General features: G+C 74.0%; 13 protein-coding genes. 7 read left to right on the plus strand and 6 right to left on the minus strand.

Annotated features, from left to right (window positions below; all coding sequences use genetic code 11):
* Positions 1-72: 72 nt before the first annotated feature.
* From disA to GA0070618_RS12405, 4 genes are all read right to left on the minus strand, one after another.
* Positions 73-1,263, minus strand: a complete 1,191-nt coding sequence (gene disA, locus GA0070618_RS12390; RefSeq protein ID WP_088981775.1) for a DNA integrity scanning diadenylate cyclase DisA — start codon at positions 1,261-1,263, stop codon at positions 73-75.
* A 118-nt stretch (positions 1,264-1,381) separates the two neighbouring features.
* A complete protein-coding gene (gene radA / locus GA0070618_RS12395; RefSeq protein ID WP_088981776.1) occupies positions 1,382-2,833 on the minus strand; it encodes a DNA repair protein RadA in 1,452 nt (483 codons plus the stop codon).
* Between the two features lie 89 nt (positions 2,834-2,922).
* Positions 2,923-3,681, minus strand: a complete 759-nt coding sequence (locus GA0070618_RS12400) for a hypothetical protein (protein ID WP_088981777.1) — start codon at positions 3,679-3,681, stop codon at positions 2,923-2,925.
* 173 nt (positions 3,682-3,854) lie between these two features.
* Positions 3,855-4,742: a UbiA family prenyltransferase gene (locus GA0070618_RS12405; RefSeq protein ID WP_231931717.1), complete on the minus strand. Its 888-nt coding sequence runs from the start codon at positions 4,740-4,742 to the stop codon at positions 3,855-3,857.
* Between GA0070618_RS12405 and GA0070618_RS12410 the strand changes: the two genes are divergently transcribed.
* From GA0070618_RS12410 to GA0070618_RS12420, 3 genes are all read left to right on the plus strand, one after another.
* Positions 4,741-5,511, plus strand: coding sequence for a class I SAM-dependent methyltransferase (locus GA0070618_RS12410; RefSeq protein WP_088981779.1), 771 nt, complete (start codon positions 4,741-4,743; stop codon positions 5,509-5,511). The two genes, GA0070618_RS12405 and GA0070618_RS12410, sit on opposite strands and share 2 nt — an antisense overlap.
* Before the next feature lie 109 nt (positions 5,512-5,620).
* Positions 5,621-6,670, plus strand: a complete 1,050-nt coding sequence (locus GA0070618_RS12415; protein WP_088981780.1) for a type III polyketide synthase — start codon at positions 5,621-5,623, stop codon at positions 6,668-6,670.
* Positions 6,671-6,734: 64 nt separating this feature from the next.
* Positions 6,735-7,397 (plus strand): hypothetical protein, encoded by a 663-nt coding sequence (locus tag GA0070618_RS12420; RefSeq protein WP_088981781.1) that lies wholly within the window; start codon positions 6,735-6,737, stop codon positions 7,395-7,397.
* Positions 7,398-7,406: 9 nt separating this feature from the next.
* On the opposite strand, the gene GA0070618_RS12425 is transcribed toward GA0070618_RS12420, so the two are convergent.
* Positions 7,407-8,114, minus strand: coding sequence for a hypothetical protein (locus GA0070618_RS12425; RefSeq protein WP_088981782.1), 708 nt, complete (start codon positions 8,112-8,114; stop codon positions 7,407-7,409).
* 354 nt (positions 8,115-8,468) lie between these two features.
* Between GA0070618_RS12425 and GA0070618_RS12430 the strand changes: the two genes are divergently transcribed.
* Genes GA0070618_RS12430 through GA0070618_RS12445 form a run of 4 tightly spaced genes read left to right on the plus strand, consistent with a single transcriptional unit; the run spans position 8,469 to position 11,279 of the window.
* A complete protein-coding gene (locus GA0070618_RS12430) occupies positions 8,469-8,954 on the plus strand; it encodes a CarD family transcriptional regulator (protein ID WP_007073334.1) in 486 nt (161 codons plus the stop codon).
* 54 nt (positions 8,955-9,008) lie between these two features.
* Positions 9,009-9,704 carry a 2-C-methyl-D-erythritol 4-phosphate cytidylyltransferase gene (gene ispD / locus GA0070618_RS12435; protein ID WP_088981783.1) on the plus strand — a complete coding sequence of 232 codons (696 nt, stop codon included), beginning with the start codon at positions 9,009-9,011 and terminating at the stop codon, positions 9,702-9,704.
* A 16-nt stretch (positions 9,705-9,720) separates the two neighbouring features.
* A complete protein-coding gene (ispF, locus tag GA0070618_RS12440) occupies positions 9,721-10,269 on the plus strand; it encodes a 2-C-methyl-D-erythritol 2,4-cyclodiphosphate synthase (RefSeq protein ID WP_088981784.1) in 549 nt (182 codons plus the stop codon).
* Entirely contained in the window at positions 10,266-11,279 is a 1,014-nt protein-coding gene (locus tag GA0070618_RS12445; RefSeq protein WP_088981785.1) for a tetratricopeptide repeat protein, read from the plus strand. The genes ispF and GA0070618_RS12445 overlap by 4 nt, the downstream gene beginning before the upstream one ends.
* Before the next feature lie 113 nt (positions 11,280-11,392).
* Here the strand turns inward: GA0070618_RS12445 and GA0070618_RS12450 are convergent, their stop codons facing one another.
* Positions 11,393-12,559 (minus strand): homogentisate 1,2-dioxygenase, encoded by a 1,167-nt coding sequence (locus GA0070618_RS12450; protein ID WP_088981786.1) that lies wholly within the window; start codon positions 12,557-12,559, stop codon positions 11,393-11,395.
* Positions 12,560-12,652 lie beyond the last annotated feature (93 nt).

Below are 12,652 nucleotides of genomic sequence, written 5' to 3' on the forward strand. Positions count from 1 at the left end.
CAGGGGACCCCTGCACGCCAGAAACGAGTAACAGGGGTCCCCTGCTACCACCTGACGGGGTGGAGCGAGAACTCAGACGTAGCGTTCCAGGATCGACGCCTCGGCCAGCCGGGACAGGCCCTCCCGGACGCCGCGGGCTCGGGCGTCACCGACCCCCTCGACCGCCTGGAGGTCCTCCACAGTCGCCCCGAGCAGGCGCTGGAGGCTGCCGAAGTGCAGCACCAGCCGGTCGACGATGGCCACCGGCAGGCGGGGCACCTTGGCCAGCAGTCGGAAGCCGCGTGGGCTGACCGCCGCCTCCAGCGCGTCGGACGCGCCCGGGTAGCCGATGGCCTTGGCCACCGCGACCAGGTCGATCAGCTCGGTCGCCCCGAGCAGGTCCAGCTCGACCAGGGCCTCGTCCAGCGTGCGGGACTTGCGTCCGCTGGGGAGGTAGTCCCGGATGACCAGGGTGCGGTCGGCGTCCACCCCGGCCATCAGCTCGTCGAGTTGCAGGGCGAGCAGCCGGCCGTCGGTGCCCAGCTCGACCACGTAGCCGGCGATCTCGTCGGCGATCCGGCGGACCATCTCCAGGCGCTGCACCACGGCCACCGCGTCCCGGACGGTGACCAGGTCCTCGATCTCCAGCGCGGAGAGCGTGCCGGAGACCTCGTCCAGCCGCAGCTTGTAGCGCTCCAGGGTGGCCAGCGCCTGGTTGGCCCGGGAGAGGATGGCCGCCGAGTCGTCCAGCACGTGCCGCTGGCCGTTGACGTAGAGGCTGATGATCCGCATCGACTGGCTGACCGAGATGACCGGGTAGCCGGTCTGTCGGGCCACCCGCTCGGCGGTGCGGTGCCGGGTGCCCGACTCCTCGGTCGGGATGGACGGGTCGGGCATCAGGTGCACGGCGGCCCGGACGATGCGGGTGCCGTCGCTGGAGAGCACCACCGCGCCGTCCATCTTGCAGAGTTCCCGGATGCGGGTGGCGGAGAACTCCACGTCCAGCGGGAAACCGCCGGTGCAGAGCGTCTCGACGGTCTTGTCGTACCCCAGGACGATCAACGCGCCCGTCCGGCCCCGCAGGATGCGCTCCAGGCCGTCGCGGAGCGCGGTGCCGGGCGCCATGAGGGCGAGGTTCGCCCGGAGCGGGTCACCCCCGGCGCCGATGGTGCTCGCGACGCCGGTCACGCTGACGCTGATCGGTCGTGCCGGCGAGCCCAGGGGGCTGCTACGGGCGTGGGGCGTCGCGCCGGCTGGCTTGCTGGCATCGCGGTCGATCGGCACGCGGACAGTCTACGGACTGGCATGCGTTGGGTGCTGCCGTGGTTACTGTGATGTGTCACAGTGTCCGTTTCCCCTCCCCACCTGCGGAAGACGGTCGGACCACCGGTCGGGGCGGTGGTCACTCGGCCGAGGCCCGGGCCGCGCACTGCAACGCCGCCCGGACGTCGGCGACCTCGATCACCTGCATGTTCTCCGGTGCGCCGACCCCTGAGGCCCCCGGTCCGCAGCCGGTGGGCACCAGGGCCAGCCGGAACCCGAGCCGGGCCGCCTCGGCCAGCCGGCGCGGGACCGCGCCGACCCGGCGTACCTCACCGGTCAGCCCGACCTCGCCGATCGCCACCAGGTGCGGGGCGATGGCCAGGTTGAGCCCGCCGGAGGCGACCGCGAGCGCCACCGCCAGGTCGGCGGCGGGCTCGACCACCCGGATGCCGCCGACGGTCGCCGCGAAGACCTCCCGGTCGTGCAGGGTCAGCCGTTCGGTGCGGCGCTGGAGCACGGCGAGCACCATCGCCAGCCGGGCACCGTCCAACCCGGAGACCGTACGCCTCGGCGAGCCGGCCACCGTGGCCCCGATCAGTGCCTGGACCTCGGTGACCAGTGCCCGCCGCCCCTCCATCGCCACCGTCACGCAGGTGCCGGGCACGGGTTCGGCGTAGCGGGTCAGGAAGAGCCCGGACGGGTCGGCGAGGCTGCTGATGCCCCGCTCGTGCATCTCGAAGCAGCCGACCTCGTCGGCCGCGCCGAACCGGTTCTTCACGCCCCGGACCAGCCGCAGCGAGGAGTGCTTGTCGCCCTCGAAGTGGAGCACCACGTCGACGAGGTGCTCCAGCACCCGGGGGCCGGCGACCTGGCCGTCCTTGGTGACGTGACCGACCAGGACGGTCGCGATGCCCCGCTCCTTGGCCACCGAGACCAGCGCGGCGGTGACCGCCCGCACCTGGGTCACGCCGCCGGGCACGCCGTCGGTGCCGGGGGTGGAGATGGTCTGCACCGAGTCGAGCACCAGCAGGCCGGGCTTGACCGCGTCGAGGTGCCCCAGCACCGCGCCGAGGTCGCTCTCGGCGGCGAGGTAGAGCTGGTCGTGCAGGGCGTCCATCCGCTCGGCCCGCAGCCGGACCTGGCTGACCGACTCCTCGCCGCTGACGACGAGCGACGGGCTGCCCGCCCCGGCGGCCCACTGCTGGGCCACGTCGAGCAGCAGGGTGGACTTGCCGACCCCGGGCTCGCCGGCGAGCAGCACCACCGCACCGGGCACCAGGCCGCCGCCGAGGACCCGGTCCAGCTCGGCCACCCCGGTCGGGCGGGCCTTGGCGGGGGCGGCGCTGATGGTGGCGATCGGTCGGGCGGGCTCGGCCGGCATCCGGGAGCTGACCACCCGGCCGGAGACCGTCGGCCCGGTGAGCGTGCACTCGACCACCGAGCCCCACTCGCCGCACTCCGGGCAGCGCCCGACCCATTTCGGCGGTTGGTGGCCGCAGGCGTCGCACTCGTACGCCGGGCGGGGCTCACGGGCCGCCCGGGTGCGGGCGGAACCGCTCGCGCCGCGCGGGGTCGCTCGGGAGGTCGTCACACCAGGACGTTAACCAACCCGTACGACGAGAACACCGCCGGCGTGGCCTGCGCCACGCCGACGGTGTCGTCGGTGTTCGGGTGCGGGGCTCAGTGGCCGCCCTCTTCCTCGCCCCCGCCGCCGTGCCGCTCGATGATCGGCGACGGCGGAGCCTGCGGCGACAGCGGCACGCCGACCGGGGCCGGGGTGCTGACCCGCTTGCCGTTGCCGAAGTCGAAGACCAGGTTGACCTGCTGACCGGCGCGCAGCGCCTCGTTCAGGCCGACGAGCTGGAGGTACCGGCCACCCTGCTGGTTGAGCTGGGCGTAGCCGAACGGCGGGATCTCGACGGTGGGCGCCGCGCCGGCCGGGGTCGTCTCGGTCGGCGACGGGCTGACCTGGTCGGTCGGCGACGGGCTCGTCAAACCGGGTGCCGACGGGCTCGCCGAGCCGGACGCCGACGGGCTGGCCGGGACCGAGGGGCTGGCCGGGGCGGACGGGCTGGCCGGGGTCGGCTCGCTCGGGCTCGCGGACGGGGACGCGCCGGCTCCGGCCAGCACGACCTCCCGCGCGCTGTCGGTGCTGACCGTGACCGTGACCGGATCCGGCGTGTCGTTGTAGAGCACCACGCTCAGCGGCGCGTCGCCACCGGCCGGGTAACCCTCGCCGCCGGGGAAGTCGACCACCAGGCCGCGGACGAGGTAGGTGCCGTCCGGGGTGCCGGTGTTGACGCCCTGGACCGACGGCGCCTTGACCGCGGTCTCCGCGATCTGTCCGGTACCACAGCCGGACACCAGCAGGCCCGTCGCCGCCGCCGCACCGGCCAGCAGCACGGCCGCCCGTCGGGAGCCCCTGATCGAGCGCGTCACGTCGCGTCCTCCTCGTTGCGATCCCCACCGGGACGTACGCCCGGTGCGCTGGCCATACCCGCGCAGACCGCGCTCCAGCGTAGTTGGACCTGATCGAGCCGTGCACGGCGACCCGGCAATGCGGGCCGGCGGGCACCTCCGGAGCACCCGGTCCGCCGGCCGGCGGGTCACGTTCAGAGCACGCGGCCGCTCGCCACCAGCAGCGCCACGTCGATCAGGGCGACCAGGATCACGCCCCGGAACGCGCCGACCGGCCGGGCTCCGGCGCGCACCGCGCGGCGACCGCCGTACCAGCTCAGCGGCGGGACCACGGCGGCGGCGGCGACCGCCGACAGGCCCGCCCAGGACGGCGGCCCGGCCGGCCCCAGCGCCAGGGCGACGGTGGCGACGAGCAGAAACCCGGCGGCGGCCATCCCGCTTCCGGTGGCGCCGAGCCGGTGCGGCAGTCCGTGCACCCCGGTGCGGGCGTCGTCGGCCAGGTCGGGCAGGACGTTGGCGAAGTGCGCGCCCGCGCCGAGCAGTGCCCCGGCCGCCACCTGCCAGACCGGCGGGGCCGGCGCGCCCGGCAGGGCCAGCACCACGAACGCCGGCAACGATCCGAAGGAGACCGCGTACGGCACCACCGAGACCGGGGTGGACTTCAACGGCCAGTTGTAGAGCAGGGCGGAGACCAGACCGACCGTCGCGCACAGCGCCGCCACCGGGTTGGTGGTCAGCGCCACCAGTGGGGCCGCCAGCGCGGCCAGCACCGCGCCCGTGCCCAGCGTCCGGCGGCTGACCGTGCCGGCGACCACGGGCTTGTCGGCCCGGCCGACCAGCTCGTCCCGGTCGGCGTCGAGCCGGTCGTTGGACCAGCCGACCGCGAGTTGGCTGGCGAACACGGTGGCCACCACCGAGGCGATGCCGGCGCCGGTGTGCCCGACACCCCAGGCGAGCAGGCCGGCCACCACGGTCACTGCGGCGGCCGGTTCCGGATGACACGCTCTGACCAGCCCTAACACCGTTCGCCACATAAAGGGAAGTCTGGCCGTTACCGGCCGGTCGTGCCACGCTCGTTCCATGCGAGACCGTCTGGCGCCGCCGTCCCACCGTCCGCCCGTGCTGCCGCCGAACGACCCTCGGCAGTACGACGACCTGGCCGGCGAGTGGTGGCGGCCGGACGGGGCGTTCGCGATGCTGCACTGGCTCGCCGAGGCCCGTGCCGCGCTGGTGCCGCCCGCCCGTCGGCCCGGCGCGCTCCTGGTCGACCTGGGCTGCGGGGCCGGACTGCTCGCGCCGCACCTGGCCGGCAAGGGCTACCGGCACGTGGGGGTGGACCTGACCCGTTCCGCCCTGGAACAGGCCGCCACGCACGGCGTCACGGCGGTCAACGCCGACGTCACGGCGGTCCCGTTGGCGGACGGCTGCGCGGACGTGGTGGCCGCCGGTGAGGTGCTGGAGCACGTGCCCGAATGGCGGCGGGCGGTGGCCGAGGCGTGCCGCCTGCTGCGTCCCGGCGGGCTGCTCGTGCTGGACACGCTCAACGCCACCGTCCTGAGTCGCCTGGTCGCGGTCCGGATCGGTGAGCGACTCCCGGCGGTGCCGCGCGGCATCCACGACCCCCGCCTCTTCGTCGACGACCGCGAACTGGTGCGCGAGTGCGCGCGGCACGACGTGGCGCTGCGGGTACGCGGCATCCGTCCGCAGGTCGCCGGGGTGGCGGCCTGGCTGCTCCGGCGGTCCGTGCCGGCGCTGGCCCCGATCACGTCCCGGGTGGGCCGGCGGCCCCGGATGGTGCCCACCCGCTCCACCGCCGTGCTCTACCAGGGCAGGGGCGTCCGGCGGGGGTAGCCGACGCCGGGCGGGGGTAGAAGGGGACGCCGGGGACCGGCGGGGACGGACCGGACGACCCGGTTCCTCGTTGGTCCTCAACAGGTGGTGGGCGACGAGAGGTGGGGACATGGCCGTCCCGGTGATCGCGGGTCTCGGTACGGCGCAGCCGTCGTCGGCCGATCAGGACGAACTGTGGACGGGCTTCTTCGCCGGTCACTACTCCGGTGCCACCCGGGCGTTGGCCCGGCGGATCTTCGCCAACTCGGGGGTGAGTCGTCGGCAGGCGGCGGTCAGCCCGTTGCTGGAGGACGTCTCGGAGTGGCCGACGGAGCGACGGATGCGCCGCTACCAGGTCGAGGCGCTGCCGCTCGGTCGGGAGGCGGCCGGCCGGGCGCTCGCCGCAGCCGGGCTCGCCGCCGGTGACGTCGGGCTCTTCGTGGTCTGTTCCTGCACCGGGTACGCCACCCCGGGGCTGGACATCATGCTCGCCCGCGACCTGGGGATGGCGCCGGACACCCAACGCATGTTCGTCGGGCACATGGGCTGCTACGCGGCGCTTCCCGGCCTCGGCGCGGCGGGTGACTTCGTCGCCGCCCGGGGCCGGCCGGCGCTGCTGCTCTGCGCCGAGCTGACCAGCCTGCACATCCAGCCCGTCGCGGCCCGGGTGGACACCCAGCAGATCGTCTCCCACGCGCTCTTCTCGGACGCCGCGGTCGCCGCCGTGCTCGTGCCCGACGGCCGGGGGTACGCGCTGCGTGAGGTGACCGCCCTGACCGACACCTCCACCGCCGACCACATGACCTGGGAGGTCACCGACACCGGCTTCCGGATGGGACTCTCCCCGAAGGTCCCGCAGGTGCTCTCGAAGCACGTCCGGGGCCTGGCCGACGGCCTGATCGCCCGGCACGGCGCCGACCGGTCCGGGGTGGACGGTTGGGCGGTGCACCCCGGCGGGCCACGCATCCTCGACGTGGTGGAGCGGGAACTGGCGCTGCCGGAGCGGGCCCTGGCCGCCTCCCGGGAGACCCTGGCCGGGCACGGCAACTGCTCCTCGCCGACGGTGCTGCTGATTCTCGACCGGCTGCTCCGGCAGCCCGTGCCGCCGCAGCGGGTCGTCATGCTCGCCTTCGGCCCCGGCCTGACCCTCTACGCCGCCCTGCTCGAACGCCAGGACTGAAACATCGACCGTTCTGGACCCGCCGGACGGGGTGCGCGGTCCCGCCGACGGTTAGGCTCGATTGATGGACTCCCACGCCGAAGGCCGGTCCCGGACCGGGTGGCTGGCCGGGCTGACCGTGGTCGCGATGCTCGCCAGCGCGGGCTGGTGGACCTCCGCCGACCCCGGGGCCACGCCGGGTGCCGCGATGGCGCCCCGGGCCGACCTCGTGCTGCGTGCCGGCGCCGCCTCCGGTGCCGCTTCGGTCCGCGCCGAGCCACCCCGGACCGGCGAGGGCGCCCGGGCGGTGGTCGACCCCGCGACCGGTGCGGTCCTCTACCTGCCGGAGCGTTACCCGTCGGGGAGCCGGGTGACGATCGACCCCTCCTCGGGACGGGTTGTCGGCTTCCGACCCGGCGACTCCGAGGACAGCTCGTCCCGGCTCGGCACGGTGGTGTGGCGGGAACACCGGCTGCTGACCGACAACGTCCGCGAGGTGCGCCGGCAGTCCGCCACCGAGCCGGGGGTCCGGTACCAGCTGCTGGTGATCTGTGACGGGGGCGATGCCGGCGACCTCCAGGTGCGGATGGGCATCGGCCGACGCTGGGACGGCCAGCGGTCCGCCGGGTGCGACGGGTCGCTGTACTCGATGGGCGTCGTCGCGGCCGGTGGCACGCTCTCCGTCCGGATCGCGCATCCGCAGGTCGGCGCGGTGGAGCTCACCGCCATGCTGGTCGCCCTGGACTGACCCCGCGGCTCAGCCGGCCAGTCGGGTCAGGTCCGCCCGGTAGTCCTCGACCGAGTCGACCGCCGGGACGACCCGGACGACGGTGCCGGCGCGGTCCACCAGGATCACGTCGACCGCGCCGGGGACCGGGTCGGCGTGCGTCAGGGCGCGCAGCCCGTCGGCCGGGTCGGCGAGACGCCGGACGCCGGTCGTGGGGCCCGCCCCGACGGTGGGCACGGTGCGTCCGCCGACCACGGTGACCACCCGTACCCCTGGCGGGGCGGCAGCGGCCGCCTCGGCCACCCGTTCTGGGCACGGGCAGGCGTCGACCAGCAGGATCACCGCCGGTAGGAGGCTGCGCAGCGGCACCGGAGCCTGGGCGCCGTCGACCAGGTCCAGGGCCGGCAGCGGACGGCCGACCGGGTCGGGCAGCGGGTCCCGCGCCGGGGCCGGGGCGGACCGGGCCGTGGAGGGCTCGGCCCGGGACCAGGTGACCGTGACCAGCCCGGCCAGGGTGGCGAGCACCGCCACGACCAGGATCAGCACCGGCAGGGTCAGGGTGGCCCGGAGCGAGCGCCGTCGCGTGTCCCGGCGGGCCTCGCGTAGCTCACGACGGATCTGGGCGGCCTCCTGGGCCAGCGCGGAGGCGTCGTCCGGAACGACCACCCGTCCCCATTCGGGCGGCAGGTCGGGCAGGCCGTCGGTGGACCAGTGGCCGTTGGGTTCGGGCATGCCCATGAGACCTCCGGGAGCCATGGTGGTGGTGGGGAAGGAGGGGTGCCTCCAATGTCCTCCAACCGGGCTGCCCGGCGCTACACCCGGGCGCGTCCTTGTACCGGCCGGTACCATTGAACGAGTGCATCCCCTGGACCCCGCGCCTTGCGGGACAACCCCGTGGCGGATGGCCTGGACACCCGCACCGGGACGTGTTCCGACTGTTACGGAGCGTGTTCAAATCATTGGTTTGACTGCATGTCAAGCCGAAGAAATGCCTCTCACATGGCCCCTGAGCTGCGCTTACGGTCAGGACTGCGGTGAGACATCGGTGCCTGAGCGTGTTACCCTAGACACAGCGAAAGGGGTTTCGAACCTATGGTTTTCAGTGTCGGCGAGACCGTTGTTTACCCCCACCACGGGGCCGCACTCATCGAGGCAATCGAGACTCGGGTCATCAAGGGTGAGCCTAAGCAGTACCTCGTCCTGAGGGTTGCGCAGGGTGACCTCACGGTCCGGGTGCCCGCTGAGAACGCCGAGATCGTGGGCGTGCGCGAGGTGGTCGGCGAAGAGGGCCTGGGCAAGGTCTTCGACGTCCTCCGCGCTCCGCACACCGAGGAGCCGACCAACTGGTCGCGGCGTTACAAGGCGAATCTGGAGAAGCTGGCCTCCGGTAACCCGCTGAAGGTGGCCGAGGTCGTCCGCGACCTGTGGCGGCGGGAGCGCGAGCGGGGCCTCTCCGCTGGCGAGAAGCGGATGCTGGCCAAGGCCCGGGACATTCTCGTCGGCGAGGTCGCGCTGGCCGAGAAGAGCACCAAGGACGAGGCGGAGACGCTGCTCGACAAGGTTCTGACCGAGGCCTAGTTCCCACAGCATCGTCGTACCCACCCCGTAGCAAAGAAAAACGAGGACCGCGACGTGACCGCGCAGCTCAATCCGTGCGGTGACGTCGCGGTCCTCGTGCCTGCGGCCGGTGCCGGGATCCGGCTCGGCCCCGGCGCTCCCAAGGCGCTCCGGCCGCTGGCCGGTGAACCTCTGCTCGTGCACGCGGTACGCCGGATCGCCGCCGCGCCGTCGGTGCACACGATCGTGGTCGCCGCGCCGGTCGCCGACGTCCCCGCCGTCCGGGACCTGCTCGCCCCGGTCGCCCCGGTCACCGTCGTTCCCGGCGGGGCGCAGCGGCAGGACTCGGTCGCCGCCGCGCTGGCCGCTGTGCCGGCCGGTCCCGGGATCGTCCTCGTGCACGACGCGGCCCGTGCTCTCGTCCCCGCCGAACTCGTCGAGTCGGTCGCCGCGGCGGTCCGCTCCGGGCACGACGCGGTCATCCCCGTCCTGCCGGTGGTGGACACCGTCAAGGAGGTCTCCGCCGACGAGGTGGTGCGGGGCACGGTCGACCGGTCCGTCCTGCGGGCCGTGCAGACGCCACAGGGCTTCCGCCGGGCGGTGCTGGCCGCCGCGCACGCCGCCGCCGTCGACCCGCTGACCGACGACGCTGGACTGGTCGAGAAGCAGGGCGTCCCGGTGGTTTGCGTGCCCGGTTCCGAGTACGCCATGAAGATCACCCGGCCGTTCGACCTGGCGCTGGCCGAGCACCTGCTGACCGTACGCGTCTGACGCGTACCCTGGCTCCATGATCGTTCCCCGGGTGGCCGTCGGCACCGACATCCACGCCTTCGCGCCCGGTCGCCCCTGCTGGCTGGCCGGGCTGCACTGGCCCGGCGAGGTCGGGCTGGCCGGCCACTCCGACGCCGACGTGGTCGCCCACGCGGCCTGCAACGCGCTCCTCTCCGCCGCCGGCCTCGGCGACCTGGGCGCCAACTACGGCGTCGCCGAACCGGAGTGGGCGGGAGCCTCCGGTATCGCCCTGCTCACCGAGAGCGCCCGCCGGGTGCGCGCTGCCGGCTTCGAGATCGGCAACGTCTCGGTGCAGGTGGTCGGCAACCGTCCGAAGATCGGCCCCCGCCGGGACGAGGCGCAGCGGGTGCTCACCGAGGCGGTCGGCGCACCAGTGTCGCTGGCCGCCGCGACCACCGACGGACTCGGCTTCACCGGCCGGGGAGAGGGGCTGGCCGGCGTCGCGGTGGCCCTGGTGTACCCGCTGGACCCGCCCGCCCCGGCCGGTCAGGCGAACGCCTCCGGCGCCGCACACGAGCACGGCGGCGAGGACGACCCGGCATGACCGAGGAGACCGAGTCCGCGGAGAGTTACCTCCAACGCGCCCAACTCCTCGCCGAGTTGGGCCGCTACGACGAGGCGGCCGGCGAACTCGCCCACCTGCTCGCCCGGGACCCGACCCACGCCCCGGCGTTGACCATGCTGGCCCGGGTGCACCTGGCGGCCGGCCGCGCCGCCGAGTCGCTCACCGCCGCCGAGTCGGCCGCGGCAGCCGCGCCCGGCGTGGTCGAACCCCTGGTCGCGCGGGGACTGGCCCTGTCCGACCTGGAGCGGTACGCCGAGGCCGCCCGTACCGCTGACGAGATCCTGGCGCTCGGGCCGGACGACGCGTACGCCCAGCGCAGCGCGGCGGCGATCCTGGCCGGCGCGCGCAACGGACAGCCGGCGCTCAACGCGGCGTGGCGCGGGGTGGAACTGGCCCCCGAGGAGCCGCAGGCGCACCTGGTGCTCGGCCTGGTCGCCGCCCGGCTGGAACTGTTCGACCTGGCCGAGCGGGCGTACTCCGAGGCGTTGCGCCTCGACCCGGAACTGGGCGAGGCGCAGCACGACATCGGCGTCATCCGGCTGGAGCAGCGGCGCTACGCCGAAGCGCTGGAGCACCTGGCCGCCGCTGCGTCGATCAGCCCCGGCCGGGTCGACTCGGGGCGGACCATCTCCGACGGGTTACGCCGGCTGGTGCTCTACGGCGCCGGCTGGTCCCTGGTGGCCACCGTCCTGGTGGCCTGCCTGGCCGCCGGGAGCGGCGGGCTGTCCCGGGGCTTCGCGGCGGTCGCCGCGCTCGGCGGGGCGCTGGTGGTGTGGCGGTACGCCGCGAAGGTGCCCAACCTGACCAGCGCGATCCTTCCCGGCCTGCTGCGCACCGACCGGACGCTGGCCCTGGCCGTGTACGCGGTGGCCGCCGCGCCCGCCCTGATCCTGCTCTACGCCCTGGTCGGCACCCCCTGGCCGTTGGTGCTGGCGATCGCGGCGACGGCGGTCGCCGAACTCGCCGTGTTCTCCCGCCCGGTGCGCTGAGCCCGCCCGGGTGGTAGCAGGGGACCCCTGTTACCGCTTTTTGACGTGCAGGGGTCCCCTGCTACCACCTCAGCCGGAGCGACGAGGGGCGGTGCCGGAGCGGCGGTGCCGGGTCAGGGACGGCGGGCCCAGGTCCAGGCGTAGCCCGGGTCCTCGCACTCGGCCGCCGCGTCGCAGAGGTCCAGCGGGCGGAAGGTGTCGACCATGACGGCGAGTTCGTCGAAGTAGTCGGCGCCGATCGAGCGTTCCGCCGCGCCCGGCTGGGGACCGTGCGTGAAGCCGGACGGGTGCAGCGAGATCGACCCCTGCTCGATGCCGGAGCCGCGCCGGGCCTCATAGTTGCCGCCGGTGTAGAAGAGCATCTCGTCGGAGTCGACGTTGTGGTGGTTGTACGGCACCGGGATCGCGTCCGGGTGGTAGTCGACCTTGCGCGGCACGAACGAGCAGATCACGAAGTTCGGCCCCTGGAAGGTCTGGTGCACCGGCGGGGGCTGGTGGATCCGACCGGTGATCGGCTCGAAGTCGTGGATGGAGAACGCCCAGGGGTAGAGGTGCCCGTCCCAGCCGACCACGTCGAACGGGTGGTGGGCGTAGACGTACCGCGTCCAGCCGCGCCGGTGCCGGACCAGGACCTCCACCTCCTCGCCGTCGACCAGCAGCGGCGCGTCCGGCCCCCGGACGTCGCGTTCGCAGTACGGGGAGTGCTCCAGGAACTGCCCCCGGACCGAGAGGTAGCGCTTGGGCGGGCCGACGTGCCCGGCCGCCTCGATCGCCAGCAGTCGGGCCGGCTCGTCGCCGGTGGGCACCAGGCGGTGGATCGTCGAGGTGGGGATGACGACGTAGTCGCCGGCGACCGCGTCGAGCACGCCGAACGTCGACTCCACCTGGAGCGAGCCGGACTCGACGTAGAGGCAGTGGTCGCCGGTGGCGTCCCGGAACAGCGGCGACGGCCGGTCGGCGAGCACGTACGCGATCCGTACGTCGTCGTTGGCGAGCAGGTACCGCCGGCCCAGCACCGGGTCGGCGGGGCCGCCGTCGAGCTTGTGGGTGCGCAGGTGGCGGGGCTTCAGCGGCAGGTTCGGCACCCGGGTCACCGCCGGTGGGGTGAACTCCTCGGCGGCGACGATCGCGGTAGGGGCGTACCGGTGGTAGAGCAGGGACGAGTCGGAGGAGAAGCCTTCCTGACCCATCAGTTCCTCGGCGTACAGGCTGCCGTCGGGCTGGCGGAACTGGGTGTGGCGCTTGCGCGGCACCTCTCCGACGCTGCGGTAGTACGGCATCTCGCCTCCTGATCAGTCCCAGGCACCGGCCGAGTGTGTCCGATAGTCGGACGCTGTTGTCCGCTACTCGTAGCGTCCCGTAGATTCTTGTCT

Source organism: Micromonospora echinospora (assembly GCF_900091495.1).
Lineage (GTDB): Bacteria > Actinomycetota > Actinomycetes > Mycobacteriales > Micromonosporaceae > Micromonospora > Micromonospora echinospora.

Excerpts from the sequence above, each read along its gene's own strand:
- GA0070618_RS12410 (WP_088981779.1), top strand. The coding sequence starts at position 4,741 with ATGCGAGACCGTCTGGCGCCGCCGTCCCACCGTCCGCCCGTGCTGCCG.
- GA0070618_RS12405 (WP_231931717.1), bottom strand. The coding sequence starts at position 4,742 with ATGGAACGAGCGTGGCACGACCGGCCGGTAACGGCCAGACTTCCCTTT.
- GA0070618_RS12415 (WP_088981780.1), top strand. The coding sequence starts at position 5,621 with ATGGCCGTCCCGGTGATCGCGGGTCTCGGTACGGCGCAGCCGTCGTCG.
- GA0070618_RS12420 (WP_088981781.1), top strand. The coding sequence starts at position 6,735 with ATGGACTCCCACGCCGAAGGCCGGTCCCGGACCGGGTGGCTGGCCGGG.
- GA0070618_RS12425 (WP_088981782.1), bottom strand. The coding sequence starts at position 8,114 with ATGGGCATGCCCGAACCCAACGGCCACTGGTCCACCGACGGCCTGCCC.
- GA0070618_RS12430 (WP_007073334.1), top strand. The coding sequence starts at position 8,469 with ATGGTTTTCAGTGTCGGCGAGACCGTTGTTTACCCCCACCACGGGGCC.
- ispF (WP_088981784.1), top strand. The coding sequence starts at position 9,721 with ATGATCGTTCCCCGGGTGGCCGTCGGCACCGACATCCACGCCTTCGCG.
- GA0070618_RS12445 (WP_088981785.1), top strand. The coding sequence starts at position 10,266 with ATGACCGAGGAGACCGAGTCCGCGGAGAGTTACCTCCAACGCGCCCAA.
- GA0070618_RS12450 (WP_088981786.1), bottom strand. The coding sequence starts at position 12,559 with ATGCCGTACTACCGCAGCGTCGGAGAGGTGCCGCGCAAGCGCCACACC.